27 protein-coding genes are annotated in these 26,991 nt (G+C 72.1%); 9 read left to right on the top strand and 18 right to left on the bottom strand.

What is annotated here, in order from left to right:
- Window positions 1-44: 44 nt before the first annotated feature.
- From OG867_RS00805 to OG867_RS00815, 3 genes are read right to left on the bottom strand one after another with little or no spacing between them, the layout of a single operon-like run.
- On the bottom strand, window positions 45-791 hold the full coding sequence (locus tag OG867_RS00805) for a succinate dehydrogenase/fumarate reductase iron-sulfur subunit (RefSeq protein WP_328903840.1): 747 nt from the start codon (window positions 789-791) through the stop codon (window positions 45-47).
- Window positions 788-2,737 (bottom strand): fumarate reductase/succinate dehydrogenase flavoprotein subunit, encoded by a 1,950-nt coding sequence (locus tag OG867_RS00810; protein WP_406281540.1) that lies wholly within the window; start codon window positions 2,735-2,737, stop codon window positions 788-790. The genes OG867_RS00805 and OG867_RS00810 overlap by 4 nt, the downstream gene beginning before the upstream one ends.
- 1 nt (window position 2,738) lies before the next feature.
- Window positions 2,739-3,446: a succinate dehydrogenase gene (locus OG867_RS00815; RefSeq protein ID WP_406281543.1), complete on the bottom strand. Its 708-nt coding sequence runs from the start codon at window positions 3,444-3,446 to the stop codon at window positions 2,739-2,741.
- A 94-nt stretch (window positions 3,447-3,540) separates the two neighbouring features.
- Here OG867_RS00815 and OG867_RS00820 point away from each other — a divergent pair, with 94 nt between their 5' ends.
- Window positions 3,541-4,443 (top strand): LysR substrate-binding domain-containing protein, encoded by a 903-nt coding sequence (locus OG867_RS00820; protein WP_328903837.1) that lies wholly within the window; start codon window positions 3,541-3,543, stop codon window positions 4,441-4,443.
- A 266-nt stretch (window positions 4,444-4,709) separates the two neighbouring features.
- Window positions 4,710-5,501, top strand: coding sequence for an IS5 family transposase (locus OG867_RS00825; RefSeq protein ID WP_406281546.1), 792 nt, complete (start codon window positions 4,710-4,712; stop codon window positions 5,499-5,501).
- Here OG867_RS00825 and OG867_RS00830 read toward each other — a convergent pair.
- The 3 genes from OG867_RS00830 to OG867_RS00840 form a co-directional block, all read right to left on the bottom strand.
- Window positions 5,458-6,006, bottom strand: a complete 549-nt coding sequence (locus tag OG867_RS00830) for a hypothetical protein (protein WP_406281549.1) — start codon at window positions 6,004-6,006, stop codon at window positions 5,458-5,460. The two genes, OG867_RS00825 and OG867_RS00830, sit on opposite strands and share 44 nt — an antisense overlap.
- Window positions 6,007-6,142: 136 nt before the next feature.
- Window positions 6,143-8,317 (bottom strand): putative bifunctional diguanylate cyclase/phosphodiesterase, encoded by a 2,175-nt coding sequence (locus OG867_RS00835; protein ID WP_406281551.1) that lies wholly within the window; start codon window positions 8,315-8,317, stop codon window positions 6,143-6,145.
- Window positions 8,314-9,132: an SAM-dependent methyltransferase gene (locus OG867_RS00840; RefSeq protein WP_406281554.1), complete on the bottom strand. Its 819-nt coding sequence runs from the start codon at window positions 9,130-9,132 to the stop codon at window positions 8,314-8,316. Before OG867_RS00840 ends, OG867_RS00835 begins: the two co-directional genes overlap by 4 nt.
- A gap of 569 nt (window positions 9,133-9,701) precedes the next feature.
- Here OG867_RS00840 and OG867_RS00845 point away from each other — a divergent pair.
- The 3 genes from OG867_RS00845 (at window position 9,702) to OG867_RS00855 (ending at window position 11,739) form a co-directional block, all read left to right on the top strand.
- Complete coding sequence (locus OG867_RS00845; RefSeq protein WP_406281556.1) at window positions 9,702-10,238, top strand: hypothetical protein; 537 nt, start codon at window positions 9,702-9,704, stop codon at window positions 10,236-10,238.
- Between the two features lie 15 nt (window positions 10,239-10,253).
- Window positions 10,254-11,021, top strand: a complete 768-nt coding sequence (locus OG867_RS00850; protein WP_406281559.1) for a hypothetical protein — start codon at window positions 10,254-10,256, stop codon at window positions 11,019-11,021.
- A gap of 163 nt (window positions 11,022-11,184) precedes the next feature.
- A complete protein-coding gene (locus OG867_RS00855) occupies window positions 11,185-11,739 on the top strand; it encodes a hypothetical protein (protein ID WP_406281562.1) in 555 nt (184 codons plus the stop codon).
- 94 nt (window positions 11,740-11,833) lie between these two features.
- Here OG867_RS00855 and OG867_RS00860 read toward each other — a convergent pair whose 3' ends face one another.
- Complete coding sequence (locus tag OG867_RS00860) at window positions 11,834-12,490, bottom strand: hypothetical protein (RefSeq protein WP_406281565.1); 657 nt, start codon at window positions 12,488-12,490, stop codon at window positions 11,834-11,836.
- Window positions 12,491-12,803: 313 nt separating this feature from the next.
- On the opposite strand from OG867_RS00860, the gene OG867_RS00865 reads away from it, so the two are divergent.
- The gene (locus OG867_RS00865; protein ID WP_406281568.1) at window positions 12,804-13,463 is read left to right on the top strand and encodes a class F sortase; all 660 of its coding nucleotides are present in this window, start codon (window positions 12,804-12,806) and stop codon (window positions 13,461-13,463) included.
- A gap of 9 nt (window positions 13,464-13,472) precedes the next feature.
- Here the strand turns inward: OG867_RS00865 and OG867_RS00870 are convergent, their stop codons facing one another.
- Complete coding sequence (locus OG867_RS00870) at window positions 13,473-14,315, bottom strand: polysaccharide deacetylase family protein (RefSeq protein ID WP_406281571.1); 843 nt, start codon at window positions 14,313-14,315, stop codon at window positions 13,473-13,475.
- A gap of 162 nt (window positions 14,316-14,477) precedes the next feature.
- Here OG867_RS00870 and OG867_RS00875 point away from each other — a divergent pair, with 162 nt between their 5' ends.
- The 3 genes from OG867_RS00875 to OG867_RS00885 all read left to right on the top strand — a co-directional run bounded on the left by OG867_RS00875 (window position 14,478) and on the right by OG867_RS00885 (window position 16,314).
- Window positions 14,478-14,939, top strand: a complete 462-nt coding sequence (locus OG867_RS00875) for a universal stress protein (RefSeq protein WP_164401422.1) — start codon at window positions 14,478-14,480, stop codon at window positions 14,937-14,939.
- 185 nt (window positions 14,940-15,124) lie between these two features.
- Window positions 15,125-15,682, top strand: a complete 558-nt coding sequence (locus tag OG867_RS00880) for a sigma-70 family RNA polymerase sigma factor (protein WP_406281575.1) — start codon at window positions 15,125-15,127, stop codon at window positions 15,680-15,682.
- 125 nt (window positions 15,683-15,807) lie between these two features.
- Window positions 15,808-16,314 (top strand): hypothetical protein, encoded by a 507-nt coding sequence (locus tag OG867_RS00885; RefSeq protein WP_406281578.1) that lies wholly within the window; start codon window positions 15,808-15,810, stop codon window positions 16,312-16,314.
- Window positions 16,315-16,325: 11 nt separating this feature from the next.
- On the opposite strand, the gene OG867_RS00890 is transcribed toward OG867_RS00885, so the two are convergent.
- The 10 genes from OG867_RS00890 to OG867_RS00935 form a co-directional block, all read right to left on the bottom strand.
- A complete protein-coding gene (locus OG867_RS00890; protein ID WP_328903826.1) occupies window positions 16,326-17,516 on the bottom strand; it encodes a histidine kinase in 1,191 nt (396 codons plus the stop codon).
- The gene (locus OG867_RS00895; RefSeq protein ID WP_328903825.1) at window positions 17,513-18,994 is read right to left on the bottom strand and encodes a cation acetate symporter; all 1,482 of its coding nucleotides are present in this window, start codon (window positions 18,992-18,994) and stop codon (window positions 17,513-17,515) included. Before OG867_RS00895 ends, OG867_RS00890 begins: the two co-directional genes overlap by 4 nt.
- Window positions 18,991-19,353, bottom strand: coding sequence for a hypothetical protein (locus OG867_RS00900; RefSeq protein WP_406281582.1), 363 nt, complete (start codon window positions 19,351-19,353; stop codon window positions 18,991-18,993). The genes OG867_RS00895 and OG867_RS00900 overlap by 4 nt, the downstream gene beginning before the upstream one ends.
- Window positions 19,354-19,417: 64 nt before the next feature.
- Entirely contained in the window at window positions 19,418-20,173 is a 756-nt protein-coding gene (locus OG867_RS00905) for a LytTR family DNA-binding domain-containing protein (protein WP_328903823.1), read from the bottom strand.
- A gap of 38 nt (window positions 20,174-20,211) precedes the next feature.
- Window positions 20,212-21,072 carry an Fpg/Nei family DNA glycosylase gene (locus OG867_RS00910; RefSeq protein ID WP_393773045.1) on the bottom strand — a complete coding sequence of 287 codons (861 nt, stop codon included), beginning with the start codon at window positions 21,070-21,072 and terminating at the stop codon, window positions 20,212-20,214.
- A 33-nt stretch (window positions 21,073-21,105) separates the two neighbouring features.
- On the bottom strand, window positions 21,106-21,963 hold the full coding sequence (locus OG867_RS00915) for an amidohydrolase family protein (protein ID WP_406281587.1): 858 nt from the start codon (window positions 21,961-21,963) through the stop codon (window positions 21,106-21,108).
- Between the two features lie 18 nt (window positions 21,964-21,981).
- Entirely contained in the window at window positions 21,982-22,293 is a 312-nt protein-coding gene (locus tag OG867_RS00920; protein WP_406281590.1) for an L-rhamnose mutarotase, read from the bottom strand.
- Window position 22,294: 1 nt separating this feature from the next.
- Window positions 22,295-23,278, bottom strand: coding sequence for an aldo/keto reductase (locus tag OG867_RS00925; protein WP_406290690.1), 984 nt, complete (start codon window positions 23,276-23,278; stop codon window positions 22,295-22,297).
- Window positions 23,279-23,395: 117 nt separating this feature from the next.
- A complete protein-coding gene (locus tag OG867_RS00930) occupies window positions 23,396-24,775 on the bottom strand; it encodes a wax ester/triacylglycerol synthase family O-acyltransferase (RefSeq protein WP_406281593.1) in 1,380 nt (459 codons plus the stop codon).
- Window positions 24,776-24,923: 148 nt separating this feature from the next.
- Window positions 24,924-26,990: a SpoIIE family protein phosphatase gene (locus OG867_RS00935; RefSeq protein WP_406281596.1), complete on the bottom strand. Its 2,067-nt coding sequence runs from the start codon at window positions 26,988-26,990 to the stop codon at window positions 24,924-24,926.
- Window position 26,991: the final 1 nt, after the last annotated feature.

The raw sequence follows: 26,991 nt of genomic DNA on the forward strand, positions 1-26,991 counted from the left end.
AGGGCCCCGGAGGCGGGCGGCCTCCGGGGCCCTCATGCGGCGGTTCAGCGGCGGGCCTTGCGGGTCGCCCGCAGCCACTCCTTGTTCATGGCCGAGATCGACGGCAGCGGGATCCCCTTGGGGCAGGCGGTGGCGCACTCGCCGGTGAGCGTGCAGCCGCCGAAGCCCTCGCTGTCCATCTGCTCCACCATGTCGAGCACCCGGGTCTCCCGCTCGGGGGCGCCCTGCGGGAGCACGTTGAGGTGGTTGACCTTCGCCGAGGTGAAGAGCATCGCCGAACCGTTGGGGCAGGCCGCGACACAGGCGCCGCAGCCGATGCACTCGGCGTGCTCGAAGGCGAAGTCGGCGTCCGGCTTCGGCACCGGCGTGGCATGCGCGTCGGGGGCCGTACCGGTGGGGGCGGAGATGTAGCCGCCGGCCTGGATGATCCGGTCGAAGGCCGAGCGGTCCACGACCAGGTCCTTGACGACCGGGAAGGCCGAGGCCCGCCAGGGCTCGATGTCGATGGTGTCGCCGTCGTGGAAGGCGCGCATGTGGAGCTGACAGGTCGTAGTCCGCTCCGGACCGTGCGCGTCGCCGTTGATGACGAGGCTGCACGCGCCGCAGATGCCCTCGCGGCAGTCGTGGTCGAAGGCGACGGGGTCGTCACCGGCGAGGATCAGCTCCTCGTTGAGGGTGTCGAGCATTTCCAGGAACGACATGTCCTGCGAGATGCCGTCCACCTCGTACGTGGACATGGCGCCGGGGGCGTCGGCGTTCTTCTGGCGCCAGACGCGCAGGGTGAGCTTCATGCGTAGCTCCGCTGAGTGGGGTGGACGTACTCGAAGACGAGGTCTTCCTTGTGCAGGACCGGGGCCTCGCCGGTGTCGGTGAACTCCCAGGCGGCGGCGTAGGAGAACTCCTCGTCGCGCCGGGCGGCCTCGCCGTCCGGGGTCTGGGACTCCTCGCGGAAGTGGCCGCCGCAGGACTCCGCGCGGTGCAGGGCGTCGAGGCACATGAGCTCGGCGAGCTCCAGGTAGTCCACGATGCGATTGGCCTTCTCCAGCGACTGGTTGAACTCCTCTCCGGTGCCGGGGACCTTGATGCGGCGCCAGAACTCCTCGCGGATCAAGGGGATTCGGGCGAGCGCCGTGCGCAGCCCCTCCTCGTTGCGGGCCATCCCGCAGTACTCCCACATGAGTGCGCCGATCTCGCGGTGGAAGGAGTCGGGGGTGCGGTCGCCGTCGACGGCCAGCAGCAGATGGAGCCGGTCCTCGGTCTCGGCGACGGCCTCCGCGACCTCGGGGTGCGAGGCGTCGACCTCGTCGTGGTGCGGGTTGCGGGCGAGGTAGTCGTTGATGGTGGAGGGCAGGACGAAGTAGCCGTCGGCGAGGCCCTGCATCAGCGCGGAGGCGCCGAGCCGGTTGGCGCCGTGGTCGGAGAAGTTGGCCTCACCGATCGCGAAGAGGCCCGGGATCGTGGTCTGGAGGTCGTAGTCGACCCAGAGCCCGCCCATCGTGTAGTGCACGGCCGGGTAGATCCGCATCGGGGTCGCGTACGGGTCCTCGGCGGTGATCCGGGCGTACATGTCGAAGAGGTTGCCGTACTTCTCCTCGACCTTGGCGCGGCCCATCCGCCCGATGGCCTCGGCGAAGTCCAGGTAGACGCCCTGGCCGCCGGGTCCGACGCCGCGCCCCTCGTCGCAGACGTTCTTCGCGGCGCGCGAGGCGATGTCACGGGGCACCAGGTTCCCGAAGGAGGGGTACTGGCGCTCCAGGTAGTAGTCGCGCTCGTCCTCGGGGATCTCGTTGGCCGGGCGGGTGTCGCCCTTGGCCTTCGGGACCCAGATGCGGCCGTCGTTGCGCAGCGACTCGCTCATCAGCGTCAGCTTGGCCTGGTGGTCGCCTGTGCGCGGGATGCAGGTGGGGTGGATCTGGGTGAAGCAGGGGTTCGCGAAGTGGGCGCCGCGCCGGTGGGCCCGCCAGATGGCGGTGGCGTTGGAGTTCATCGCGTTGGTCGACAGGTAGAAGACGTTCCCGTAGCCGCCGCTGGCGAGGACCACGGCGTCGGCGAAGTAGGTGTCGGTCCTCCCGGTGACGAGGTCGCGGGCGACGATGCCACGCGCCCGTCCGTCCACGACGATCAGGTCGAGCATCTCGGTACGGGGGTGCAGCTCGACGTTGCCCGCGGCGATCTGCCGGGACAGCGCCTGGTAGGCGCCGAGGAGCAGCTGCTGTCCGGTCTGGCCGCGGGCGTAGAAGGTGCGGGAGACCTGGACACCGCCGAAGGAGCGGTTGTCGAGGAGTCCGCCGTACTCGCGGGCGAAGGGGACGCCCTGCGCCACGCACTGGTCGATGATCTCGACGGAGATCTGGGCCAGGCGGTGCACGTTGGACTCGCGGGCGCGGAAGTCGCCGCCCTTGACGGTGTCGTAGAAGAGGCGGTGCACCGAGTCGCCGTCGTTGCGGTAGTTCTTCGCGGCGTTGATGCCGCCCTGCGCGGCGACCGAGTGGGCCCGGCGGGGCGAGTCCTGGAAGCAGAACTGGACGACGTGGTAGCCCTGTTCGGCCAGCGTCGCACCGGCCGAACCGCCGGCCAGGCCGGTGCCGACGACGATGACGGTGTGCTTGCGCCGGTTGGCGGGGTTGACCAGCTTGGCCTCGAAGCGGCGCGTGTCCCAGCGCTCCGCGACGGGCCCGGTGGGGGCCTTGGTGTCGGCGACGGGTTCGCCGGTCGTGTAGTGCGTGTAGTCGTTCATGTCAGCTCACGACTCCGGTCATGACGGCGACGGGTACGGAGATGAAGCCCACCGTCAGCACCAGCGCGAGGACGTTGGCGAGGGTCTTCAGGACGCGGTCGCGGCTCGCGCGGCCGGCGCCGAGGGTCTGCGCGGCGCTCCAGAACCCGTGCTGGACGTGGAGCCCCAGGGCGAGCATCGCGACGATGTAGATGACGTTGCCGTACCAGGTGGAGAAGGTGTCGACGACGTTCTGGTACGGGTGGCCGGACTGGAATCCGCCGGAGTGCACGGTGCCGGTCGTCAGGTCCAGGATGTGCCAGACGATGAACAGCCCGAGGATGACCCCGCCGTAGCGCATGGTGCGGGTGGCATAGCTCGCGCGCGGGCGCTTGTGCACGTACGTGCTGGGCCTCGCCCGCAGGTCGCGGCGGCTGAGCTGGTACGCGGAGACCGCGTGCAGCGCCACGGCGGCGACGAGCACCACGCGCACGATCCACAGCGCCCACTCGTGGTGCAGGAACGGCTCGCCCATCACACGCAGCCAGTGCGCGTAGCCGTTGAACTCGCCGGACCCGAAGAAGATCTTCAGGTTTCCGATCATGTGGACGATCAAGTAGAGGAGCATGACCAGTCCGCTGACGGCCATGATCGCCTTCTTGCCGACGGTCGAGCCCCAGAGCGTGCGCGTCATGGACGACCGTCGGTCCGTCCGGGTTGCCAATGCCATGGACACGACGCTAGGGCCGGATCCCCGATCAGTCCAAGTCATCGAGCAGCTGATCTCCATAGCCCCTGCCTATGAAGCGGGGTAGCGTGGGGTGATGCAGTTCCAGCAGCTCACCTATTTCGTGGCCGTCGCCGAGGCCCGGCACTTCACCCGCGCCGCCGAGGAGGTGCATGTCTCGCAGCCCTCGCTCTCCCAGCAGATCCGGGCCCTGGAGAACGAGCTGGGCGCCGAGCTGTTCAGCCGGGCGCGCGGCAACATCACGCTGACGGACGCGGGCGAGGCGCTGCTCCCGCTGGCCCGGCGCATCCTGGCCGACGCCGATACGGCGCGCCACGAGGTGCAGGAGCTGGCGCAGCTGCGCCGGGGCCGGGTGAGGCTGGGGGCGACGCCCAGCGTGTGCACGGGCCTGCTGCCGGAGGTGCTGCGCGCCTTCCACGACCTGCACCCGGGCATCCAGCTGCTGCTGGAGGAGGGCGGTTCGCACGATCTCGTACGGGAGCTGGCGCGCGGGGCGCTCGATCTGGCCCTGGTGGTGCTGCCGCTGCCGGCCGCCTCACCGGTGCTGACCACGGTCGAGCTGCTTCAGGAGGACCTGGTGGTCGTCTCGTCGGCGCAGCGTCCCCGGCCGGGCCGGGGCGGGCGGGTCCGGATCGCGGATCTGGAGGGCGAGCCGCTGGTGATGTTCCGGCACGGCTACGACCTGCGGGAGCTGACGGTGGCCGCCTGCCGGGCGGAGGGCTTCGAGCCGTCGTTCACGGTGGAGGGCGGCGAGATGGACGCGGTGCTCGGCTTCGTCCGGGCGGGCCTGGGCATCGCGGTCGTCCCGAACATGGTCGCCGCCCGCTCCGGGGCCGACCTGCGGGCGACCCCGCTGGCCCGGCCCGCGCTGCGCCGCACCATCGCGCTGGCGCACCGCAGCGACGTGGCCCCGCCGCGGGCCGCACGTGAGCTCCAGCGGGTCCTGCTGGCGGGGCGGGCGGGCGCGGCGAACCCCTGAGTAGCTGTTGTCGTTCCGATCGTGCGGGGTGGGCGTCGAACGGGAGTCTCGATCGGGTGACCGTGGCTGGCTGCGGGCATGAAGGCAGGGCCTCTTGGTAGCTCGGGGTTGCGAAGCCAACCGAGATCCAGGAGACCCTGTTGCCGCAGTTGTACGTGCTCGCGCCGGTGGAGTTCAACTCGGCTGCCCTGTCGTGTGATTGTGTCGCTCACCGGTTCGGGAATGCGGCCGACCATACAGAGCGTGTTCGGCGGTATCCCTCGGACATGACGGACGCGGAGTGGTCTGTGGTCCGGCCGCTGCTCCCGGTGCCAGGCTGGATGCGAGGTCGGGGCGGGCAGCCGGAGGCATACTGCCACCGGGCGATACTGGATGCGATCCGCTATCTCGTGGACAACGGGATCAAGTGGCGGGCCATGCCGTCCGACTTCCCGCCGTGGGACCGGGTCTATGCGTTCTTCCGCCGTTGGCGAGACCACGTGCTGGTCAGGGAGTTCCACGACCGGCTGCGCGGCCGGGTCCGCGAGAAGGCGGGGCGGGATGCGGAGCCGACGGCCGGCGTGATCGACTCGCAGTCCGTCAAGGCGGACGCCGTCGTCGGCGCAGACAGCCGCGGCTTCGACGGCGGCAAGCTGGTCAACGGCCGCAAGCGGCACGTGGTGGTCGACACCCTCGGCCTGCTGCTGGGCGTGATGGTCACTGCGGCGGACATCGGCGACCGCGCTGCCGCGAAGGTGCTGCTTGAGCGGGTGATCGACGCTCACCACCGGCTGGAACTCGTCTGGGCCGACGGCGGCTATACCGGCAGCCTCGTCGAGCACTGCCTGGCCGCCCTCGCGCTGGTGCTGGCGATCGTCAAGCGGAGCGACGACATGCGCGGCTTCGTGGTGCTGCCCAAGCGGTGGATCGTCGAGCGTCTCTTCGCCCACCTGATGCGAAGCCGCCGCCTGGTCCGGGACTTCGAACGATCCACCAGCAGCGCCGAGGCGATGATCTACTGGTCGATGACCATGATCATGACCCGCCGCCTGGCCCGCTCACGCTCCGCGCGAGGGTGAACCGGCCCGGTGCCGGCTCGGCCAGCCAGCCCCGCGCGACCAGGCGTTTCGCCTTCGACCGCAGCCCCTCCACCTTGGCAGGCACCACGTCCAGGCCGAACGCGGTGGCCATCTCCTGACAGGTCAGCGGCCCTTGACCCAGACGGACCCGATCCTCGAGCGCGGCCAGGATGCGCTGGTAGTCCATCGACAGTGCGGTCCCGGCCAGCCCCTCGCGCCACATCGGAACCTGTGACCTCGCCTTGACCACCAGAGGCGCAGACGCCTCCACCTCGGCTCCCGTCCCAACACCCTCTGGCACGTCGGTGGCGACCACGCCGGCTGAGTCACCGCCCGGCGCGGACAGCACCACACCGACACGCTCGCGGGCGATCGTCCACTCCGACCACTCCTGCTCGGCCACCGCGAGCTCGGCCTGGATGCGGTCCGCTTCCTCACGCAGCCCGTCCACACGACGACGAGCGGCAAGCTCGTGCTGTTCCAGCAGTCCGACAACCGACGGCATCCACGGCCTCCACGAGAGCGACGAAACGACACCCCATCACTCCCACACCAACGCCGCCCCTACCCCTGACCAGCGAAAACACAGTCGTCAGACTCGGAAAGACAACAGCGTCTGAGGGCCGCCGCGCCCGCCCGGCTCACACCGCGTCGGCCAGCAGCAGCGAGTGGATGCGGTCCGGGGCGCCGGGGCGGGCGTAGTACCAGCCCTGGGCCGTGTCGCAGCCCAGCTGCCGCAGCTGCTCGGCCTGGGCGCCCGTCTCCACGCCCTCCACGGTGACCGCCAGGTCGAGGCTGTGCGCGAGCGACACGATCCCCTCCACGATCTTCAGGTCGACCGGGTCCGCCGGATGGTGCTGCATCCCCTGGGTGAAGGACCGGTCCAGCTTCAGCACGCTCACCGGAAGCCTGCGCAGGTTCGCGAGGTTGGAGTAGCCGGTGCCGAAGTCGTCCAAGGCGATGTCGACGCCCATCTCGGCGAGCTGCCGCAGCGGCTTCAGCACGTCCTCGTCGGCCCCGATGAGCGCCGATTCGGTGACCTCCAGGCAGAGCGCGCCCGCTTCGAGCCCGGAGCGCTCCAAGACCTCGACGGTCTCCGCGACCAACTGCGGGTGGTGCAGCTGGGCCGGTGAGAGGTTGACGTTGATCCGCAGCGGACCGCCGTCGGTGTGCCGCTCCTGCCAGAAGTTGGCCTGCCGGACCGATTCCTCCAGGACCCAGCGGCCGAGCGGCACGATGAGCCCGGTGTGCTCGGCCAGCGCGATGAACCGGTCGGGCCCCAGCACCCCGTGCTGCGGATGGCACCAGCGCACCAGGGCCTCGGCACCGTGCACCGTACCGTCGCCGAGGTGCACCAGCGGCTGGTACTCGATGAAGAACTCACCGCGTTCCAGGGCGGCCGGCAGGGCCGTGGTCAGACCGTGCCGGGTGATGGCCCGGGCGTCCGCCTCCGCGTCGGCCAGCTCGAAGCGGTTGCCGCCCGCGGACTTGGCCCGGTACATGGTGATGTCGGCGCTGCGCAGCACCTCGGCGGCGCTGCGTTCCCCGGCGGGGCCCTCCACCACCCCGATCGAGCCGCGCACCGTCAGCTCGCGCCCGTCCAGCCGGATGGGCGTGCCGAGGACGCCGAGGATGCGGCAGGCGAGTTCGTCCACCTCGGCGGCGCTGTCGAAGCTCGTGGTGAGCGCCACGAACTCGTCGCCGCCGAGCCGGGCGACCATCTCGCCGGAGGCGGTCGCGCAGCTCTGGAGGCGGTCCGCGACCTCCACCAGCAGCCGGTCGCCCGCGGCGTGGCCGAGGCTGTCGTTGATCGCCTTGAAGCCGTCGAGGTCCAGGTAGCAGAGGCCGAAGCGGCTGCCGTCGCCCGCTGAGAGCGCTTTCTCCAAGCGCTCGAAGAAGAGCGTGCGGTTGGGCAGGCCGGTGAGCGCGTCGTGGGTCGCCTCGTAGCGGAGGCGGAGGTTGAGCAGGCGGCGCTCGGTGGTGTCCTCCAGCAGCGCCAGCTGGTATTCGGGCCGGCCCTCGGAGTCGCGGAGCAGCGACACCGTCAGGTTGGTCCACAGGACGGTGCCGTCGTTGCGGTAGTACGGCTTCTCGACCCGGTAGTGCTCGCGTTCGCCGCGTACCAGCTCGTTGTAGTACTTCCAGACCTGCGGGGAGTCCTCGGGGTGGACCCACTCGTTGACGCGGTGGCTCAGGACGTGGTTCTCCAGGCCGCCGAACATCCGGGTGAGGGTGTCGTTGACCTCCAGGACATTGCCGTCCAGGTCGGCGATCCCGATGCCGATGGCCGCGTCCTTGAAGACGGCGCGGAAGCGTGCCTCGGTGGCGTGCAGGGCCTGTTCGGCGTGGGAGCGGGCGGCGAGCGCGGAGCGGGCGATGGCCTCCTGCTCGGCCAGTGTCCGTTCGCGCAGGGCCTGGGTGAAGCCGGCGGCCACCGCGTGCTGGATGCGGGCGCAGCGGGACCGGCTGTCCTCGGTGGTGAGGTCCACCGGTCCGTTGCTGCCGCAGTAGAGCACCAGGTACGAGTCGACGACGCCGAGCGTGGAGCTGAGCGCGTCGGGGTCGGTGCAGTGGGCGGCGACGAGTGCGCCGCCCACCCCGGTCGCCGCGGCCGGGTCGAACGGGCGGGCGTGCAGGGTCTCGCTGAGCGTACGGGCCAGCGGCAGCAGGTGCTGCTCGAACTCGGGCCGGGTCAGGGAGGTGGCCGTCGACGGGAAGATGGCCCGGCTCCAGATGGTGGCGAATCTCCGGAGCCGGTCCTCGGGGCCGTCGGGCGCCGCCTCCGGGGATCCGGACGGCTGGGCGGGAATGCTCACGCCTTGCGTCCCACTCCCGCGATGCCCGAGAAGGCGTATGGGTCCTCGTTCTCGGGGGCCGCGGCGCTCTCGGGGCGCCATTCCGGCAGCGCGACGAGGCCGGGCTCGACCAGCTCGAAGCCGTCGAAGAAGTGGGCGACCTCCTCGCGGGTGCGCATGACCAGCGGGTTGCGGATGTTCCGGTACACGCCGACCGTGCCGCCCGCCTCCTCGCGGGGCAGCGGAATTCCCTCGTACGCGGCGTGGGTGACGACCAGGAGGCTGCCGGGGGCCAGCATGTCGCGGAGTGCGGCGACGGCGGCCCGCGGGTCGTCGGCGTCCTCGATGAAGTGGAGGACGGCCACGAGCAGCAGCGCCACGGGGCGGTCGAAGTCCAGGAGCTTGGCGACCTCGGGGCTGTCCCGGACCTCCTGGGGGCGTCGCAGGTCGGCCGAGGAGATCGTGGCGCCCGCGTTGCCTTCGAGGACGGCCTGGCTGTGCGCGACGGCGACCGGGTCGTGGTCGACGTAGGCGACCTTGGCGGCCGGATCGATCGCCTGGGCGACCTCGTGGACATTGCCGAAGGTGGGGATCCCGGAACCGATGTCGAGGAACTGGGTGACGCCCTCGCCCAGCGCGTAGCGCACCGCCCGCCGCATAAACGCCCGGTTCGCCTGCATCGCCTTGGGAAGTCCCGGCATGAACTCCATGGCCTTCCGGGCCGCATCCCGGTCCACCTCGAAATTGTGCGAGCCGCCCAGATAGAAGTCATACATTCGGGACACGCTCGGCACCGAAATGTCTATGCCTTGCGGTGCCCAGGCGGGACGCTCCATCGATGTCTCCAACAAGTCGCCACGTGATCCGGCCATGTCCATGGTCAGTGTGGACCAGAGGCTACTGATCGACCGCCAAGAGAGCGAGCGGAAACGGAAATTAGCCGTCCGTTATTGGTCACACTCTCATGGCATGTGCAACCGCCTCGTCGCTGCCCGTCACATTCGCCGAACGAGAGGCATCAAATAGTTCACTCCCGGACTACTTTGGCACGTCAGCGAAGCCGGAGTCGGCGAGGGCCGGGCACCATGTCCCGCGAGGGCCTTGGACGTTGGCGTTCCCGGGCCGGGAGCGCTCGGGGCGGGGCGAGGGCGTCCGGGGACCGGCAGACCGGCGCGCGCCTCCCTGTTGCGGTCCCAAGCCCGGGAATGCGCCGGGCCGGTGACACCACCTTTGGCGCCATTCCCGCGGAGAGGGTCGACAATCGGCCATTTCCGGAGACCGGGGTCCGGCACGCCCCTGTTCCATTTCGCCGGCGCCAAACCCCGCGCGCCCCAGGTCCCCTCCATCAGGCGAATCCGCAGGGGGTCCGGCGTGCCGCCGCTCGGCCCGGAACATGCTCCCGGTCGTGTACGGATCACTCTTCTGGCGGCTGGCCGCGGCGCTCGCGCTCACCTGGCTGCTGACCGCCCCCACTCCCGCGGCCGCCGACAGCTGCGCGTACGCGTCCATCGGGGAGGACGACGGCGGCACGGCCGTGGCCGTCAGCGGCGACGGCAGCTGTTTCGCCGGCCCGGTGCCGGAGCCCACACCGACGCCCCCGCCGAAACCGAAGCCGCCCCCGCCTCCACCACCACCGCCGCCGAAACCGGTCCCACCACCGCCGCCGCCTCCTCCGCCGCCCCCGGCGCCCGAGCCCGTACCGGCACCACCGCCACCGCCACCGCCCCCTCCCCCGCCGCCGGCCCCGAAGCCCGAACCGAGGCCGAAGCCGAGCCCTTCGCCGTCCGTACGGCCCTCACCTTCCGTCCACGTCGCCCTCCCCACCTACCGCAAACCGGTGCGGAAGCCTCCGCAGCGTCACACCTCCCTGGTCACGCTCAGCTTGATGATCACGGCCCCCGCGGTCTTCGCCGTCGCCGTGCTGCGCCCCCGTTCCCGATGAATCCCGGAGACGCCCATGTCGGAATGGCTCGTCCTCACGCTCGCCATGGTCGCGGCCACCGCCGTCGTCCTGACCATCGCCGTCCTCAGCAACCGCAGAATCCCGGAGGACGACGACCCGTCCGAAACCCCTGACGTCATCGAGTACATGACGATGATGATCGGAGTGATCTACGCGATCGTGCTGGGCCTCGCCATCGCCGGCGTCTGGGAGGGCCGGGGCGCCGCGCAGGAGTACGTACGCCAGGAGGCCCAGGCCCTGCACGAGGTGAGCGAACGCTCCGCCGTCTATCCGCAGGAGGTGCGCGCCCGTATCCGGGCCGACGTGGACACGTACGTGAGCTACGTGGTGCACGACGAGTGGCGGACCATGACCGAGCACGGGACGCTCAGCGACCGCGGGGCCGAGCTGCTGGACCGGGTCCGCGACGACGTCACGGACTACCGACCGAGGACGGACCACGAGGGGCAGGCGTATCAGCCGCTGGTCGATCAAGTGGCCGCTGCCGACGACGCCCGGAGCGCACGGGGGCAGAGCGCCGGCGCGACCATGCCGGGGGTGGTGTGGTTCGGGCTGGTCATCGGTGCCCTGGTGACCGTGGGTCTGATCTTCACGCTGCAGATCCGCCGCACCTTCCGGGAGCTCCTGCTCGCGGGGCTCTTCAGTGTGCTGATCGCCTTCCTCCTCTTCCTGATCTGGGACTTCGACTCACCGTTCGGACGGGGCTTCTCGGCCACCGCCGCCCCCTTCCTCGACCTCTTCCCGGGGGCGGCGGACGGGTAGCCGGGGCCGGTGCGCCGCCCGGGGGACAGCGGTGCCCCATTCGCCGGACCCCGATCGCGGGCGAATTGCACCACTTCTAGCGTGGGCGGCATTCGAGGTGCATTTCTGACGCTTTGTGGAAATCCGTTCCGCAGCTGCTCCTCGGGGACCCGGAGGATTCACCATGCGCGCAATACGTGTCGCCCCCGTCGCTCTGCTCGGCGCCGCCGCACTCGCCCTGACCGGCCCGGCCGTGACCGCGTACGCGGCGACCGCGGGCGGTCCGTCGGGCGGCGGGAACGGGTACACCGTGACGCCGTCGGTGGTCGCGCCCGGGGGCAAGGTCACCCTGGCGGCCCGGGGTTGCTCCACGACGGCCACGGCGTCCTCGGGGGTGTTCGACACCGTCACCATCCCGGTGAACGGCAGCGCCCAGGCCACCGTGGACTGGGACGCCAAGCCGGGCGCCGCCTACGAGGTGACGTTCATCTGCAACACCTCGCCCAGCTCCACGGCCAAGGTGAATCTCACCGTCAGCGCGGCCACGGGCACGCCCACCACGAGCTCGACCAGCACGGCGGCCGCCACGGCCTCACCGGCCGGCGTGCAGGGCGGTCTGGGCGGCAGCATCGACAGCGCGAACTCCGGTGAGATCGTGGCGGGCACCGCGCTCGCGGTGGCCGCCGGGGCCGGTGTCGTGTTCTTCGTACGCCGCCGCAGGGAGAGCCGCTCGCACTGACCGGTACGAGCGGATGAGCAACGAGAGTCGCCCCGGGTCCTGACCCAGGACTCGGGGCGACTTCGTTATCGGTCCGGCGGGGGCGTCCTGACGGTCAGGCCGTCCCATGGCCCGTCCTCCGGCGGCGCATGATGTACACGCCTCCGCCGAGGGCCGCCGAGGCGACGAGACCGGCGCCGACACCCATCTCCGCCGGGGTCGCCGCCATCGAGCCGCCGAGCCCGCCCTGGGCGCCCCGGCTGTCGAGCACGGTGAAGCGGTGACCCGCCGTCCGGTCGGTGCCGTCGCACCGGACCGTCAGGTTGTACGTGCCGGGCGTCGCGTCGTTGAAGATGCGGACCCGGGCGTGGCCGACCCGGCCGGCCGAGAGCCGGGTGGTGCGGAAGGCGTTGGACGAGACGCTGCCGCCCCGGCCGCAGCCCTCGGCGCTGACCTGCATGGCAGCGCCCTGGTGCACGCGCTCGGGATCGACGGTCACGTTGTTCGGGCCGTTGTTGCGCCCGTTGCCGTTTCCGTTGCCGTTTCCGTTGTTGTTCCCGTTGCCGTTGTTGTTGCCGTTCCCGTTGTTGTTGCCGTTGTTCCAGCCGCCCGGGTCGTTCCAGTCGTTCTGGTTGTTGCCGTTGTTCTGGTTGTTGTTCTGATTGTTGTTCTGGTTGTTCCCGACGTCTCCGCCGGCGGTCGCCATCGGGGCGCCGGCCCCGAGGGCGGCGACGGCGGCTGCCGCGACCACCAGAGCGCGTGTAGCACGCATCGTTCCAACCTCCACCGGGAAGCGCCCCGGGGCTCTGTGCACCGGGATGGATCGACGAGAACGCCTCCCATGACGAACCCTCACCAGAACCTTGATCGGCCGCATTTCGGCGCTGCTCCGGACCGGTGATCCGACACGCCGTGCGGGCACCCCGGAAGCTGACGGATGCCCAGGTCACGGGCCGTCAGAAGTTTTATCCGCGCGCTACTCCGATAAGCATCCGAGTGGCAGGCCACCACCCGTTCGCCCTTCTCTGATCGCCGCCCGGTGGCACCGCGCCTAGCGTTCTGCTCGTCGCGACGAAGGGAGAACCATGGGCCGGGACAACTGGCGACCGGAACGGATCCGACACTCGCCGTGGGGCGCGCTCGCCCTGGCGATGCTCTCCGGTCTGGCACTCATGCGCAACGGGGCCGACCTCTCCCCCGGCCCCCCGCAGCCGGTCGCGGCCGCCTCCGTGGGCCAGCAGAACAGCGCCCCCGCCGCCCCGGCCGCGGGTCCGGTCGTCAAGCCGCTCCCGTACGCCCCCGTCGCCCGGGTGACGATCCCCGACATCCAGGTCGACGCACCCGTCGTCGACGTGAATCTCGACCCGGACGGCTGGATCGAGACCCCGCCGCCGGAGGACCCCAACCTGGCCGGCTGGTACCAGAACGGCGTCGCCCCCGGTCAGGCCGGCACCTCCGTCATCGTCGGTCACGTCGACAACAAGGCGGGGCCCGCCGTCTTCTACGGGCTCGGCTCGCTGAAGAAGGGGGACCACATCGAGATCGACCGCAGCGACGACCGGGTGGCGGTCTTCGAGGTGTACGGCGTCGAGGTCTTCGCCAAGAACGACTTCCCCGGCGCCCGGGTGTACGGCGACACCGGTCGGCCGGAGCTGCGGGTCATCACCTGCGGCGGCGGCTACACCAAGGCCAACGGCTACGACGGCAACGTGGTGGTCTTCGCCCGCCTGGTGGACACCCGCTGACCCTCCCCGTCAGAGGCGTTGCGGCACCGTGAGCCGGTATCCGTCGTCCAGCAGCTCCGGGAGATACCGGCGCAGCGCCGCCACGCTCTGCGAGCGGTTGCCGCCCGCGTCGTGCGAGAGCACCACGACCCCGGAACCCGCGCCCTGCCTGACCCGGCGGACGATGGTGTCGGTGCCGGGCACGGTCCAGTCGAGCGTGTCCACGGTCCAGGCCATCGGTTCCATGCCCAGGGCGGCGCCGATCTCGAAGGAGTTGCGGTTCCAGGCACCGTAGGGTGCCCGGTACCAGAGCGGTGCCTCGCCGGTGATCTTCTCGATGACCTCGCTGGTACGGCCCAGCTCGTCGGTGACCCCGGCCCGGGAGAGCTTGGTGACCAGGGGGTGCGTCCACGAGTGGTTGCCCACGGTGTGCCCCTCGTCGGAGATCCGGCGGACGAGGTCGCGGTTGTCGTTCGCCATCTCCCCGCACAGGAAGAACATCGCCCGTACGTCGTGCGCGCGCAGCGTGTCCAGGATGTGCGGGGTGTAGAGCGGGTCGGGGCCGTCGTCGAAGGACAGCACCATGGCGCGCCCGATGCCGGGCAGCTGCTCGAACGGCCGGGTGCGGACCGGCGGGGCGGCGGGGCGGTAGCGGGGCGGCGTCTGTCCCGTCATGGGCCGCAGCCGGTAGGCGAGCGGCCGGCTGCGGAAGGCGGCGGCCGGGGCTCCCGCCGCCCCCGCGACGGGGGCCGCCGACCGGGGCGGGGAGGTGACGGGGTCCACGGCGACGAGCCCCACGGCGGTGGCGGTTCCCAGGCCGGCGGCCAGCCGCAGCCCCGTTCGCCGCGGGGGCAGCCTGTGCTCACTCTTCATCCCCCACTGCTCGCACGCCGGTCCCGCCGCCCGCCTCAGCGACACCGGCCGCCGGGGTTTTTGCACCCGGATGGCGGGAAAGCCCCGGCGCCGAGGTGAGCGGGGCGCGGCCGCCGGGAGGCCGGGCAGGAAGCCCCGGGGCGAGCAGATAGCCTCACTGCCGTGACAGATCAGCACTCCCACCAGTTCGAACGTGGCACAGACGGACCGAAAGTGATCGTCGCGGGCCTCGACGGTTCCGAGTCGTCCATGCGCGCGGCCGCCTACGCGGCCGGGCTCGCGCGCCGGCAGCGGGCCATGCTGGCGCTGGTGTACGTCCAGCCGGTGCTGGCGGCGGGGGCGGCGCTCGGGGCTCCGGTCAGCGACGCGACCGCCGAGGTGGCCGAAGGGCTGGTGGAGGAGATCCGGCAGTCGACGGCCCGGATGAAGGACATATGGGATGTCCGCTGGGAGTTCCATACCTTCCGGGGTGACCCGTACAACGGTCTGGTGACCGCCGCCGACGAACTCAAGGCGGACGCCGTGGTGGTGGGCGCGTCGGAGTCGGCGGGGCACCGCTTCATCGGTTCGGTGGCCGTCCGCCTGGTCAAGGCTGGCCGCTGGCCCGTGACCGTGGTGCCGTAACGCCCCCGCCCGTGGTGCCGTAGAGCCCTCGCCCGGGGTGCCTCCGGACCGTTCACCGCACCATTCGCCGCTCTGAGCGACCGCTCGTCGCACGGGGCGGCGTTTGTCCTGTTCCTCGTGACCTGAATGCGCTCGTATACGCCAGGTCGGCAGCGAGGCGGACCTTGGCGGGAAGGGCGTTCACCATGACCACGACGAAGACCGAAGAGCGAGCGCTCGCGGAGCTCCAGCGTGAACACGGCCCCGCCCTGTTCCACTTCCTGCTCGGTCTGACCTTCGGCGACCGGCAGCGTGCCGAGGACCTGCTCCAGGAGACGCTGGTAAGGGCCTGGCAGCACCCGGAGGCGTTCGACGGCCCGTACGAGTCGATGCGGCCCTGGCTGTTCACGGTGGCGCGCCGGCTGGCGATCGACGCACGGCGCTCCCGGCTGGCCCGGCCGGCCGAGGTCGGCGACGCCGGCCTGGAGTGCGCACCGGCGGGGGCCGACACGGCGGAGTCCGCGGTCGCCGCGCTCGATGTGCGCGAGGCGGTTCGCGCCCTGAGCCCGGAGCACCGGTCGGTGCTGGTGCAGATCTACTTCCGCGGGCTGAGCGTGGGCGAGACGGCCGAGGTCCTGGGGATACCGGCGGGCACGGTCAAGTCGCGTTCGCATTACGCGCTGCGGCTGCTTTCCCGTAATCTCCCCGGCTACACGCGCCGCCCCTCGCAGGGACGGACGGTCGTCGGCACCTCGTGCCTGTGACGGATCCGGTGCGGCGGATCCTGCATTTCCGGCCACGCGGGGCCCGCTCCCCCGGTTCAATGCTGCGTGGGCGATCGGCCGGGCGGCCGTACGGCCCCGAGACCGAGGGAATGGGGCGATACGGGATGCCTCCGGAACGTCATGAGGGGTCCGGCGCGGGCGAGCTGCCGGTCCCGATGGCCTGGATGTACGCGGAGTACCTGGCGGATGAACTGCTGCGCACCGGCGACCTGATGGAGCCGGCGACGCTGGAGTTCCGGGCGGGGCGGGACGCGCTGGCGCTGACCATCTTCCTGCTGGACGGTGCGGTGGCCGGGGCGTTGCCGGCCGGGCGGGTGGACGAGCTGCGGCTGCTCACCGCGTCCGGGACTCCGTGGCGCCACTGGGTGCGCACCCGGCTGGCCGTCCCGGTGGCGGGTGGCACCGGGGCGGATCTGGTGCTGGCCCGGTCGGCCTGGCGGTGGCTGGAGGAGACCGAGCTGCTGGCCGCCGATCTGGAGGCCATCGGCCCGCTGCCGCCCCGGGAGCCGGCGGAGGGTGCGGCGGCGGGCCCGGAGGAGGAGGCGCAGGTGTGGACCCCGGCCTGGCAGCTGGGCCTGCCGCTGGGGCATCTCGCGGTGCACCTGTATTAGCGGGGCGCCGCTCAGGACCCGTGCACCCCGGCGCGGTACTTCGGCAGCCGTACGGTGATCCGCATCCCGGCCCCGATGCCCGTCTCGATGACGAGCCCGTACTCGTCCCCGTACACCTGGCGGAGCCGTTCGTCCACGTTGAGCAGGCCGATGCCGGTCGACCGGCCGCCCTCGCCGCGCAGGATGTGGCGCAGCCGCTGGGGGTCCATGCCGGTGCCGTCGTCCTCGATGACGACCTCGGCCTCGGAGCCGGCGTCCAGGGCGCTGATGGTGATGCGGCTGGAGGTGACGGCGCCTTCGAGGCCGTGTTTGACGGCGTTCTCCACGAGCGGCTGGAGGCAGAGGAAGGGCAGGGCGACGGGCAGGACCTCGGGGGCGACCTGGAGGGTGACGGAGAGCCGTTCGCCGAAGCGGGCGCGGACCAGGGCGAGGTACTGGTCGATGGAGTGCAGCTCGTCCGCGAGGGTCGTGAAGTCGCCGTGGCTGCGAAACGAGTAGCGGGTGAAGTCCGCGAACTCCAGAAGCAGTTCGCGGGCCTGCTCCGGGTCGGTGCGGACGAAGGACGCGATGGCGGCCAGTGAGTTGAAGATGAAGTGCGGGGAGATCTGGGCGCGCAGGGCCCTGATCTCGGCCTCGATGAGCTGGGTGCGGGAGCGGTCGAGCTCGGCCAGTTCGAGCTGGACGCAGACCCAGCGGGCGACCTCGCCCGCCGCCCGGGCCAGGACGGCCGATTCGCGCGGGGCGTAGGCGACGAGGGTGCCGAGGACACGGTGGTCGACGGTCAGCGGCACGGCGACGGCCCACTTCAGCGGGCAGTCCAGGTCGTCGCAGTCGCTGCGGAAGGCGGTGTCGCGGCCGGTCTCCAGGACGCCCGCGACCTGCTCCATGACGTCCCGGCCGTGGTGGTCGCCCTCGCCGTCCCAGACGAGGACCCCGTCGCGGTCGGTGAGGCAGAGCGCGTCGGTGCCCAGCAGCGAGCGCAGCCGGCGCGCCGACCGGCGGGCGCTGTCCTCGGTGAGCCCGGCGCGGAGCGGGGGCGCGGCCAGGGACGCGGTGTGCAGGGTCTCGAAGGTGGCGTGCTCGACGGGCGTGCCGACGTCGCTGGTGCGCAGGGGCCTGGCGGTGCGGCGGCCGAGCAGGAGGCCCCCGCCGAACAGCAGGAGGGCGAGCACGACGATGACGGCGTAGCCGGCCCCGGTCACCGGTGTCTCCCGGTGGTGAGCGCTTCGGGCAGGTGGAAGCGGGTCATGGCGGCGTTGGTGCCGGGGGGTATCCGGCTCGGCGTGGCGAGCGAGACCAGGATCATGGCGAGGAAGCCGACGGGCACGGACCAGACGGCGGGCCAGGCGAGCAGGGCGTGCGGCCAGCCGGGCGGGCGCACCGCGCCGCTGACCGTGATGGCGACGGAGAGCAGTGCGGAGCCGCCGCCGAGCAGGAGACCGGCCACCGCCCCGGGCGGGGTGAGCCGGCGCCACCAGATGCCGAGGACGAGCAGCGGGCAGAAGGAGGACGCGGAGACGGCGAAGGCCATGCCCACGGAGTCGGCGACGGGGACCCGGCTGACCATCAGCGATCCGGCCAGGGGCACGGAGATGGCGAGGACGGTGGCCAGCCGGAAGTGCCGCACCCCGCGCGAGGGCAGCACGTCCTGGGTGATGACCCCGGCGACGGCCATGGTGAGCCCGGACGCGGTGGAGAGGAACGCGGCGAACGCGCCGCCCGCGACGAGCGCCCCGAGCAGATCGCCGCCGAGTCCGCCGATGACCCGGCCGGGCAGCAGGAGCACGGCGGCGTCCGCGTCTCCGCCGTGGATCAGCTCGGGGGCGTACAGCCGGCCCAGCGCACCGTAGACGGGCGGCAGGAGGTAGAAGACGCCGATGAGGGCGAGGACGGCGACGGTGGTGCGGCGGGCGTCGCGGCCGTTGGGGCTGGTGTAGAAGCGGACGACGACGTGCGGCAGGCCCATGGTGCCGAGGAAGGTGGCGACGATGAGGCCGTAGGTCGCGTAGAGCGGGTGGTCGGCGCGGAACGCGGAGAGGTGTTCGTCGAAGGTGATGCGGGGCTGTCCGTCGCCCTGCCAGGCCAGTACCAGGAAGATCGCGGGGACGAGGAGCGCGGTCAGCTTCAGCCAGTACTGGAAGACCTGGACGAAGGTGATCGAGCGCATCCCGCCGGCCGCGACGGCGAGCACGACGACGGAGGCGACGAGCACGTCGCCGAGCCAGCCGGGCGCCCCGGTGAGGATCTTGAGGGTGAGTCCGGCGCCCTGGAGCTGGGGCACGAGGTAGAGCCAGCCGGCGCCGACGACGAGGACGCTGACGAGTCTGCGTACCTGCCGGGATTCCAGGCGCCCTTCGGCGAAGTCGGGCAGGGTGTACGCCCCCGAGCGGCGCAGCGGAGCGGCGACGAAGACCAGCAGGACGAGATAGCCGGCGGTGTAGCCGACCGGGTACCAGAGCATGTCGGGTCCGTGGACGAGGACCAGGCCCGCGATGCCGAGGAAGGAGGCGGCGGAAAGGTATTCGCCGCTGATGGCGGCGGCGTTGAGCCGGGGGCGCACGGTGCGCGAGGCCACGTAGAAGTCGGAGGTGGTGCGGGAGATCCGCAGCCCGAAGCCGCCGACGAGGACGGTGGCCAGGACGACGACGGCGACGGCCGCCACCGCGTACGCGCGGCTCACGGGGCGGAGCGGCCTTCCACGAGCCGGGCGAAGTCGCTCTCGTTGCGCTCGGCGCGGCGCACGTACCACCAGGCGAGCAGGGTGAGCGGCGGGTAGGCGGCGAAGCCGAGGACCGCCCAGACGACGGCGGAGCTGTGCAGGGCCTCGAAGACGAGGGGCAGGGTACCCACGACGGCGGCGAGGACGGCGAAGGCGGTGAGTCCGGCCCGCAGCTGTCCCCGCATCAGCGACCGGACATAGGCGCCGCCGAGCGCGGTCTGCTCTTCGATCTCCGACTGGGTGCGGTAGCGGGGCAGCGGGCGCACCCGCCGGGGCACTCCCGTCACCACTTCGCGCCGGGGTGTGGGCTCTGCGGACATGGGGCCGGAGTGTAGGCGGCACCCGGCCCCGCTGGGAAGGGGTTCGGAGGCCGGTAGCCGCTGGTCAGCGGCCGGTCCGCCGCATCAGCAGATCGCGTAGCGCGCGGGTGTGGCGGCGGCTGACGGCGAGTTCCGCGGTGCCGATGCGGACACTCATGCTGCCGGCGTCCAGGCGCAGTTCATCGATCCGGCCGAGGGCCACGAGGTGGCGGCGGTGGATGCGGACGAAGCCGCGGGTGCGCCAGCGCTCCTCCAGGGTGGTGAGGGGGACGCGGACCAGGTGGCTGCCGTTCGCGGTGTGCAGCCGGGCGTAGTCGCCCTGGGCCTCGGCGTAGGTGATGTCATCGATGGAGACGAACCGGATGACGCCGCCGAGTTCGACGGGTATCTGGTCCTGCGCGGTGTCGTGGACGACGGGGGCCGAACGGTCCTGGACCTGCTCGGCGACGCGTCGTACGGCCTCGGCGAGGCGCTCGCGGCGGACCGGTTTGAGGACGTAGTCGACGGCCTTGAGGTCGAAGGCGTGTACGGCGAAGCCCTCGTGGGCGGTGACGAAGACGATGAGCGGCGGCGCGGCGAACCCCGCGAGGAGCTGGGCGACGTCGAGACCGGTGAGACCGGCCATGTGGATGTCGAGGAAGACCACGTCGATGGCGGACGGGTCGTCGGGCCCCGCGTCGACGGCGCTCCCGATGCGGCGCAACGCCTCGGTGGCCCCGGTGGCCCCCTCCGCGCTGCGGATGCGGGGGTCGGCGCGCAGGAGGTAGAGCAGTTCCTCCAGGGCGGGTTCTTCGTCGTCGACGGCGAGTACGCGGAGCATGAGGCCGGAGTGTAGGGCGTGCCCCTCGCATCGCGCCCCTACTTGAGCAGCCGGGACAGGCGGCGGTCCGCGAGCGGTTTGCCGCCCGTCTGGCAGGTCGGGCAGTACTGGAGCGAGGAGTCGCTGAAGGAGACCTCGCGGATGGTGTCCCCGCAGACCGGGCACGCCTGGCCGGTGCGTCCGTGGACGCGCATCGCGCTCTTCTTCTCGGCCTTGAGACGTCCCGCCTCGACGCCGCCGGACCGGGCGACGGCGTCCTCCAGAGTGGTGCGCATGGCCTCGTGGAGCCGGGTGATCTCGTCGTCGGTGAGGTGCGCGGTGAGCTTGAACGGCGACATCTTCGCGACGTGCAGGATCTCGTCGCTGTACGCGTTGCCGATGCCGGCGATGAGCGACTGGTCGCGCAGGGCGCCCTTGATCTGGCGGCGTTCCCCGTCGAGCAGTGCGGCGAACGCGTCCCGGTCGAATTCCGGGCCGAGCGGATCGGGTCCGAGGCGGGCGATCCCGGGGACCTCGGCCGGGTCGTGCACGAGGTGGACGGCGAGGCGTTTGGTGGTGCCGGCCTCGGTGAGGTCGAAGCCGTCGCCGCCGGTGAGGACGGTACGCAGCGCCAGCGGGCCCTTGCCGGGGCGCGGCGGGGCCGCCGGGAAGGCGTCGTTCCAGCGGAGCCAGCCGGCCCGGGCGAGGTGGGTGACGAGGTGGAGCGGGCCGACGCCGATGTCGAGGAACTTGCCGTGCCGTCGCACGTCGGTGACCGTGCCGCCGTGCAGGGCGGTGAGCGGCGGGTCGTACGTCTTGAGGACGCTGATCGCGAGCGGCAGGACGCGGTCGATCTCCTTGCCGACGAGATGGTCGTCCAGGAAGAGCCGCAGGGCTTCGACTTCCGGCAGTTCGGGCATGTTTCCAGCCTGCCGCAGCGGCGCGGGGGACGCCTACCGTAGGCCGTACACGCGTTCGGCGGTAGTGGCGAGCACGGCGGCCCGCTCGTCCTCGCTCAGGTCCTGGATCAGGGCGCGGGTGGTGTCCAGGACCTCGGTGTACGTGGCGGCGAGGCGGCACACCGGCCAGTCGGAGCCGAACATGAGCCGCCCGGGCCCGAAGGCGTCGATGACGGTGTCCGCGTACGGGCGCAGGCCGTCCGGGGTCCAGGCGCGCCGGTCCGCTTCGGTGACGAGTCCGGAGAGCTTGCAGACGGTGTTGGGGAGGGCGGCGAGGGCCCGCAGGTCGTCGGCCCACGGCTGGGTGCGCCCGGTGGCGATCGGCGGCTTCCCCGCGTGGTCGAGTACGAGGACGAGATCCGGGAGCGCGGCGGCGGCCCGGGTCGCGGCGGGCAGCTGGTGCGGGAGGATCACCAGGTCGTAGACGAGCCCGGCGTCGGCCACGGCGGCCAGACCGCGCAGCACGTCGGGCCGGAGCAGCCACTCGGGGTCCGGTTCGCCCTGGACCTGGTGGCGCAGTCCGACGAGCCGGTCGCCCCCGGGGAGTTCGCGCAGGGCGGCCAGGGTGTCGGCGATGTCCGGTGCGGTGAGGTCGGTCCAGCCGACGACCCCGGCGACCAACTCGCTGCGGTCGGCGAGTGCCAGGAACTCGGGCGTCTCCCCGGCCGCGGTGACGGTCTGGACGAGGACGGTGGCGCTCACCCCGGCCGCGCGGGCCTCGGGCTCCAGATCGGCCAGGGTGAAGTCGCGGCGGAGGGGGGCCAGCGCCTCGCCGGTGATCCAGTCCTGGTCGCGGACCGCGAGGTCCCAGACATGGTGGTGGGCGTCCACGATGCGGGGCCCGGCCGTCATCTCACCGCTCCCGTCATCTCACAGCTCCCAGACGACGGGGAGCCCGGCTTCGGCGCCCTCGGCGGAGTAGTCGTGCGCGATGTCCAGGAGGCCGTCCATCCGGGCCTGCCAGGCGACGTTGACGGGCAGCCGCTCCAGCTCGGCGAGGAGGCGCGCGTAGTCGTCGCACTCGATGAGGTGGAAGAGGTCGGTGCCGCTGCGCCAGATCGTCCAGGAGCCGGCGCCGGCCGCCCGGATCGCCCGGGTCAGCTCCGGCGGGACCTCGCGGTGCGCGGCCTCGTACTCCGCGACGCGGTCGGCGCGGACCTTGGTGTGCAGGGCAATGCGCATGTCAGTGTCCGTTCCCGGGCAGCAGGCCCTGGTCGCGCAGGTCGTCCCAGAGGGCGCCGGGGATCTCCCGGCCGAGCTGTACGGCGGCGTCGCGCACCTCGTCCGGGGAGCGGGTGCCGACGAGCACCCCGGCGACGGCGGGGTGGGTGAGCGGGTAGTGCAGGGCGGCGGCGCGCAGCGGCACGCCGTGGGCCTCGGTGACGCCCTTCAGCCGGAGGGCGCGGTCCAGCAGGCCGGGCGGGGCGGCGGCGTAGTCGTAGGTGGCGCCGGGGCGCGGGTCGGCGAGGAGGCCGGAGTTGAAGACCCCGCCGACGACGACGCTCCGGCCGCGCGCGGCGGCGGCCGGCAGCAGGTCGGTGAGGGCCGACTGGTCGAGGAGGGTGAACCGGCCGGCGCACAGGACGACGTCCACGTCGGTGTCGCGGACGAAGCGGGTGAGCATGGCGGTCTGGTTCATGCCGGCGCCGATCGTCCCGACGACGCCTTCGGCGCGCAGCTTCTCCAGTTCCGGATACGCCTCACGGAAGGCGGGCTCGGCGTGGTCGTCGGGGTCGTGGAGGTAGGCGATGTCGATGCGGTCGAGGCCCAGGCGGTCGAGGCTGTCCTCGATGCTGCGGCGGACCCCGGCCGCGCTGAAGTCCCAGCGGCGGCGGTGTGTGGCGCGTACGGCGAAGCCCTCGGAGAGCCCTTCGGACGCGGCGGTCTCCTCGGGGGGCAGCGGATCGAGGACGCGGCCGACCTTGGTGGAGAGCGTGTACGCGTCGCGGGGGCGGTGGCGCAGGCCCTCCCCGAGGCGGCGTTCGGAGAGCCCGAGTCCGTAGTGCGGCGCGGTGTCGAAGTAGCGGATGCCCGCGTCCCAGGCGGCGTCGACGGTGGCCGCCGCCCGTTCCGGCTCCACTTCGCTGAAGAGGTTGCCGATGGCGGCCGCGCCGAAGGAGAGTTCGGTGATCTCGACCGCGCTGCCACCCAGCCTGCCGCGCCGCATAGTGTCGTCGCCCTCCTCGATGATCGCTGTCACACAGCGAATATTCATCGGATCACTTGGGCGCGTCAACACTCCTGCGACCGCCAATTACGGCGATTCGACAGTGATCTGTCCGATCTATGCCTTGATCACCTCTGCGAGGAGCGCCTCCAGCTCCTCGTCGGCGCACCGCGCGAGACCGTCCAGGCCGGGCAGCGCCTTGCCGTCGCCCACGATCCCGATGTGCACCCGCGAGCCGTACGTCGTCAGCGCGACGGCCATGGACTGCCCCCGGGCCAGCGGCGCCATCGGGTACAGGGCGCTCAGCGGGCAGCCGGCCAGCGAGAGGCGCGAGCGCGGCAGCGGCACGCTGGTGACCAGGACGTCGAAGAGCATCCGGGCCGCGTTCCCGGCGAGCGGGGCGCCGAAACGGTGGGCCAGCGACGGCAGCTGATCGGCCAGCACGGCGACGGCCCCTGCGCCCCGCAGCGGGCCCGCCGACTTGTTCCGGTCCATCGCCTCGCGTACCGCGCGCAGCCGCTCCCGGGGGTCCGGCTCCGAGACGGGGAGGTCCAGGAGGTAGGCGGAGAGCCGGTTGCCGGTGGCCACGGCCGCGTCGCCCGGCCGGCGGCGGGAGACCGGGACCAGGGCGCGCGGGTCGTCGCGCGGCGGGGTCTCGCCGCGCTCCAGCATCCAGCGCCGCAGCGCACCCGCCACGACGGCGAGCAGCACATCGTTGCCGGTGCCCCCGGTCACGCGGCGGACGCGCCGCACGGCGTCGAGGTCGAGGTCGGCCGTGGCGAGCCGCCGGGTCCCGCTGGAACCGGCCCGGAGCACCGGTGCGCCGCGCGGGTCGAGGCGGCCGGCCCGGACCAGCGAGGCACCGACCCCGAAGGCGCGGCCCAGGTCCTCGATCCGGCCGAGGGCGAGCCCGGCGACCTGGCGCGGGCCCGGCATCCAGGACCGGGGCGGAACCGGACGCGGCCGAGCGGACGGGCGGGGGCGGGCGGTCGCGGAGGCGATCTGGTCGAAGATCCCGGCCCCGATGGTGACCGCGCGCATCCCATCGGCGAGCGCGTGATGGAGCTTGACGAGCACGGCGAACGGGCCGCCGTCCGGGCCGTCGATGAGGTACATCTCCCAGGGCGGCAGGCCCCGGCGGAGGGGCCGCTCCATCAGCTCTCCGGCGAGCCGGGTCGCGGCCGGCATGAAGCCCGCGCCACCGGGCGCCGTCTCCTCGGCGGGCAGCCGTACGCGCCGGACATGGCGGTACACGTCGAAGTCCGGGTCGGTGGACCAGGCGGCGCCGCCGACGGGCAGCAGCACGTCGCGTACCCGCATGCGCAGCCGGGGAATCGCGGCGGCGCGGGCGCCGAGGAGGCCGAGCAGCGCGTCCGGGCCGGGGGCGGCGCCGGGGGGCGGTGCGAAGACGGCGAGCGCGCCGAGGTGCATGGGGTGGGCAGCGGACTCTAGGTGCCAGAAGGCGAGATCGAGGGGTGCCAGTAGCTCAGTGCCCAACGGGTCCTCATGTCGTAGAAGACGGGAGACCGACCAGATCGCAGTCAATCTCCGGTGGTCCATCACGGTCAAGTACAGACACGTTACGTTCAGTTACATTCTCATTGCGCGCAACTTATCGGCCGGACAGGCGAGAACCGGTCGGCGGTCATTCGCGTGGCGGAACGACGAATTCGCTCCAGACGCACTTGCCGGTGCCCCGGGACTCGACACCCCAGGCGTCCGCGAGCTGGTCGACCAGCAGCAGGCCGCGCCCGGAGACCCCGGCCTCGCCGGCTTCCCGGCGGCGCGGGAGAGCGCTCGACCGGTCCTCGACGTCGACCCGGAGCCGGCGCTCGGGACCGGTGAGGACCCGGATCGTGACGATGGCGCCGCCATCGGTGTGCATCAAAGCGTTGGTGACCAGCTCGTCGGCGGCCAGCTCGACCTCGTCGGCCCGGTCCTTGGCGCCCCAGGCCCGGACCGCCGCGCGGATCATGTGGCGGGCCGAGCTGAGCGCCTCGGGGTCGTTCTGGGCGACGTGCTGCTGGAGCCGGCCGCCCGGCTGCGGGGCCTGGGCGGCCTTGCGGCGCAGGAGCAGCAGGGCCACGTCGTCCTCGCCGCCGCGCTCGTCCACGGACGCGCAGAGGCGGTCGGCGAGCTGGTCGAGGTCCTGCGGGCCGTTGGTGACGAGGGCGGTGAGCCGCTGGGTGCCCTCGTCCAGATCGGCGCCCGGGAGTTCCACCAGCCCGTCGGTGAACAGCACCATGGTCTGGCCGGGGTCGAGCTCGACCGTGCTGACCGGATATTCGAGCCGGCCGAACTCGGCGGAGAGCCCGAGCGGCAGCCCGCCCTCGGACGGCACCCTGCGGCAGCCGCCGTCGGCGTCGCGGACGAGCGGGTCGACGTGCCCGGCCCGGACCAGCTGGACCACGCCGGTGGTCAGGTCGGCCTCGGCGTAGGTGCAGGTCGCGAAGCGGTCGGTGTCCAGTTCGTGCAGGAAGACGGAGGCCCGTGCCATGACCGTGGCGGGGCTGTGCCCCTCTGCGGCGTACGCGCGCAGCACGATGCGGAGCTGGCCCATCACGGCGGCCGCGTGGGTGTCGTGGCCCTGGACGTCACCGATGACGGCGCCGACCCGGCCGCCGGGCAGCGGGATGACGTCGTACCAGTCGCCGCCGATGTCCCGGCCGAGCCGGGCCGAGCGGTAGCGCACGGCGATCTGGGCGCCGGGCACATCGGGGATCCGGCGCGGCAGCATGGCCTGCTGGAGCCCTTCGGCGAGGTCGTGCTCCTGCTCGTAGAGCATGGCGCGCTGGAGGCTCTGGGCGATGGAGCTGCCGAGGGCGAGCAGCAGGTTCCGCTCGTCGGCGGTGAAGCCGTCCTTGCCGCTGTAGAGGAGGCCGAGCGCGCCGATGGGGCGGGCCTGGGCGATCAGCGGGAGGTAGGCGGCGGAGGTGATGCCGAGGTGGCTGATGTGCGGCCACAGGACGGGGTAGGAGGCGGCGAAGTCCTCGGCCGACTCGATGAAGCGGGGGCCGAGCGTGCGGACGACCTCGCTCATCGGGTACTGGTCGTCCGTCCGGGTGTACCGGGTGCCGGGCACGAACGACCCCTCGGGCCCGTCGGCCACCAGGTGGATGCGCCCCGCCTCGATGAGCCCCATGACCAGGCTGGTCGCGCCGAGCAGGGCCAGGCCCTCGGAGTTCTTCAGGACCTCGATGACGTCCTTGACCGTACGGGCGTGGGCCAGGGCCGCCGTGGTGGAGTCGACCAGGCTGGTGCGGCGGCGCAGCTCCTCGTCCAGCTCCCGACGGGCGGCGGACTCGGCGAGCTCCGGGCCGGCCTCCCTGACGATGCCGATGATCCGGCGGGGGCGGCCGCCGTCGTCGCGGCGTACGAAGCCCTGGGTGTGCGCCCAGCGCAGGGTGCCGTCGCGCGACTGGAGGCGGAAGTACGCCCCGTAGTTGCTGCGGCCGCTCTTCAGCGTCTCCGAGACCATGGCGTCCAGCCGGACACCCTCGTCGGGCGGCACGCGCAGCCCGAGCGTCTCGGGCCGGTTGTCGTATTCGTCGGCCCTCAGATCGAACACGTCGAGGGCGGGCCGGTCCAAGTGCATGAGGCCGCTGTCGAGATCCCAGTCGAAGCTGCCCATTCGGTTCAGGGCGAGACTGAGATCCGGGTGGGCGGGCCAGTCGTCCGGGAGTGACAGGGCACCCGCTACCCGATCATCCATG

The sequence above is a fragment of the Streptomyces sp. NBC_00209 genome (assembly GCF_045206345.1).
In the GTDB taxonomy this organism is placed as follows: domain Bacteria; phylum Actinomycetota; class Actinomycetes; order Streptomycetales; family Streptomycetaceae; genus Streptomyces.

Bases quoted from the DNA above. Each gene is read 5' to 3' on its own strand.
- OG867_RS00805 (WP_328903840.1), bottom strand. From the start codon at position 791: ATGAAGCTCACCCTGCGCGTCTGGCGCCAGAAGAACGCCGACGCCCCC.
- OG867_RS00810 (WP_406281540.1), bottom strand. From the start codon at position 2,737: ATGAACGACTACACGCACTACACGACCGGCGAACCCGTCGCCGACACC.
- OG867_RS00815 (WP_406281543.1), bottom strand. From the start codon at position 3,446: ATGGCATTGGCAACCCGGACGGACCGACGGTCGTCCATGACGCGCACG.
- OG867_RS00820 (WP_328903837.1), top strand. From the start codon at position 3,541: ATGCAGTTCCAGCAGCTCACCTATTTCGTGGCCGTCGCCGAGGCCCGG.
- OG867_RS00825 (WP_406281546.1), top strand. From the start codon at position 4,710: ATGACGGACGCGGAGTGGTCTGTGGTCCGGCCGCTGCTCCCGGTGCCA.
- OG867_RS00830 (WP_406281549.1), bottom strand. From the start codon at position 6,006: ATGCCGTCGGTTGTCGGACTGCTGGAACAGCACGAGCTTGCCGCTCGT.
- OG867_RS00840 (WP_406281554.1), bottom strand. From the start codon at position 9,132: ATGGAGCGTCCCGCCTGGGCACCGCAAGGCATAGACATTTCGGTGCCG.
- OG867_RS00850 (WP_406281559.1), top strand. From the start codon at position 10,254: ATGTCGGAATGGCTCGTCCTCACGCTCGCCATGGTCGCGGCCACCGCC.
- OG867_RS00855 (WP_406281562.1), top strand. From the start codon at position 11,185: ATGCGCGCAATACGTGTCGCCCCCGTCGCTCTGCTCGGCGCCGCCGCA.
- OG867_RS00860 (WP_406281565.1), bottom strand. From the start codon at position 12,490: ATGCGTGCTACACGCGCTCTGGTGGTCGCGGCAGCCGCCGTCGCCGCC.
- OG867_RS00865 (WP_406281568.1), top strand. From the start codon at position 12,804: ATGGGCCGGGACAACTGGCGACCGGAACGGATCCGACACTCGCCGTGG.
- OG867_RS00870 (WP_406281571.1), bottom strand. From the start codon at position 14,315: ATGAAGAGTGAGCACAGGCTGCCCCCGCGGCGAACGGGGCTGCGGCTG.
- OG867_RS00880 (WP_406281575.1), top strand. From the start codon at position 15,125: ATGACCACGACGAAGACCGAAGAGCGAGCGCTCGCGGAGCTCCAGCGT.
- OG867_RS00885 (WP_406281578.1), top strand. From the start codon at position 15,808: ATGCCTCCGGAACGTCATGAGGGGTCCGGCGCGGGCGAGCTGCCGGTC.
- OG867_RS00900 (WP_406281582.1), bottom strand. From the start codon at position 19,353: ATGTCCGCAGAGCCCACACCCCGGCGCGAAGTGGTGACGGGAGTGCCC.
- OG867_RS00905 (WP_328903823.1), bottom strand. From the start codon at position 20,173: ATGCTCCGCGTACTCGCCGTCGACGACGAAGAACCCGCCCTGGAGGAA.
- OG867_RS00910 (WP_393773045.1), bottom strand. From the start codon at position 21,072: ATGCCCGAACTGCCGGAAGTCGAAGCCCTGCGGCTCTTCCTGGACGAC.
- OG867_RS00915 (WP_406281587.1), bottom strand. From the start codon at position 21,963: ATGACGGCCGGGCCCCGCATCGTGGACGCCCACCACCATGTCTGGGAC.
- OG867_RS00920 (WP_406281590.1), bottom strand. From the start codon at position 22,293: ATGCGCATTGCCCTGCACACCAAGGTCCGCGCCGACCGCGTCGCGGAG.
- OG867_RS00925 (WP_406290690.1), bottom strand. From the start codon at position 23,278: ATGCGGCGCGGCAGGCTGGGTGGCAGCGCGGTCGAGATCACCGAACTC.
- OG867_RS00935 (WP_406281596.1), bottom strand. From the start codon at position 26,990: ATGGATGATCGGGTAGCGGGTGCCCTGTCACTCCCGGACGACTGGCCC.